1 protein-coding gene and 1 pseudogene are annotated in these 1547 nt (G+C 44.6%); one reads left to right on the top strand and one right to left on the bottom strand.

The window, feature by feature from the left end; all coding sequences use genetic code 11:
- A pseudogene (locus ACQY6I_RS19730) lies at positions 1–349 on the top strand (V-type ATP synthase subunit A); the annotation flags it as partial.
- A gap of 159 nt (positions 350–508) precedes the next feature.
- Here the strand turns inward: ACQY6I_RS19730 and ACQY6I_RS19725 are convergent.
- Complete coding sequence (locus ACQY6I_RS19725) at positions 509–1177, bottom strand: hypothetical protein (RefSeq protein ID WP_428243226.1); 669 nt, start codon at positions 1175–1177, stop codon at positions 509–511.
- Positions 1178–1547: the final 370 nt, after the last annotated feature.

Here is a 1547-nt window from a genome sequence, read left to right as displayed (position 1 = left end):
TGACTCGGTATTACAGATGATGCAGGTAACCGGTATCGAAGGCGTGACGCTAGAAGACTATGTCACCTATCAAAAGGCGCTGTTCCTGGACATGGTCTATCTGCAGCAGGACGCCTTCGACGAGATTGATGCCTCAACATCGCTGGAGCGACAACAGCTATGTTTCGGTAAGATCTATGAACTGGTTGAGCGCAGTTATGATTTCAGTGACAAGGATGAGGCACGAGATTATTTCACCCGCTTTACCGGTCTGTTCAAAAACCTGAATTATAGTCCACCCAATTCGCCCGATTTTAAACGATATATGGACGAGATAGATGCTATGGCAGGACGTCTTGCCCGCCTGTAAAAGACAAGGCCGGCCCCCAGAGTTGATCTCTTTTCCCCACCCTTGCAAAACAGCATTTATTGAGAGATATTAAATTCTGCTATTGCAGGGCAATCAAAAGGCTCCCCAATTAACTCAGGAACCTTTTTTGAAGATAGGGGTAAAATTCCTTAACAGGCCCTAATACGTTAAATTTTCACCAGAAGGTATCGATGATTCCAAATACATCAAACCGAATGGTTTTACATTTTTTTGGCTGAATCGCCAAAGCTGTAACTCCAATGCACTGTCTTCAAGCACATCCTTGACATGATCTATCCAGGGCGTGACATTTTTTCTATTGTAATACCACTCCTGGTTTCCATCAAAGATCCGGGCGTTTTGCTCTTTACTCAGCTTTTTGAATGCATTTAGCAATGCGCTGTCATCGTCATTATCGTTGAATAAATAGATCGATGTTAATGCGCCCTCACATAGCTGAACTTTGGGATGGTTCCGACTTTCAGTATTAATACAGTAACTGACTATCCCGTTGATGGTGCTTTCCAATGCTACTTCATTGCCAGGCACCTTTAGTGAAGATACTGCGTCTTTCACGCGCTCAATAACCCGAAAGCAACCTTCCTTGTTGTTGTTAGCACAATGACTGAAAGCCTGTGGGTGGGCAGGATAGTCTGGACTGAAATGAACAAGACTCAAGCTTTGATAAATGCTGGAAAAACGCTCCGCACCTGTAGTCTTGTTAGCCTTCGACGTGCTGTAACAGGCTACTGTTATCGTAGTCAGGATACCTATCAGGCAAGCTCTTACAAAGCGGTGTATTAAGTTAGAAGCAAGTAGTTTATACATTTCTATCCGCTCGTTACGGTGTGGTAAGAATGGTGTGGAATTTTTCCAATTTGTAGGTCCAACACTTGTTGGCGTCCGTTGAATGCGCTCAAAAACGTATACCATGCTGGATGGCCAATCCACATGGGCTGTCATAAGACAAGTTTAACATCAAGCCGATATCTGCGGCATAATCCAGATTCCTACGCTCGATAACTATTCAACTCTGACTTAAGACTACGGCTGATCAGTCCTATCATCGTCATCATCGCCTTCATCCTCCTCCTGTTCCCAGCTGTACTGTTTACGCGGAGCAGCTGGATCAAGCCACCTGAGCCGGAAAGCCAGTATGAAGCCAATGAGAGCACCACTTAAATGTGACTCGAAAGAT

It is taken from the genome of Gynuella sp. (genome assembly GCF_050297175.1).
Lineage (GTDB): Bacteria > Pseudomonadota > Gammaproteobacteria > Pseudomonadales > Natronospirillaceae > Gynuella.
The sequence above is the reverse complement of the archived record's forward strand: the minus strand, read 5'-3'. Positions and strand labels throughout refer to the sequence as shown.

Coding starts and splice junctions, on each gene's coding strand:
- ACQY6I_RS19725 (WP_428243226.1), bottom strand. CDS start 1,177: ATGTATAAACTACTTGCTTCTAACTTAATACACCGCTTTGTAAGAGCT.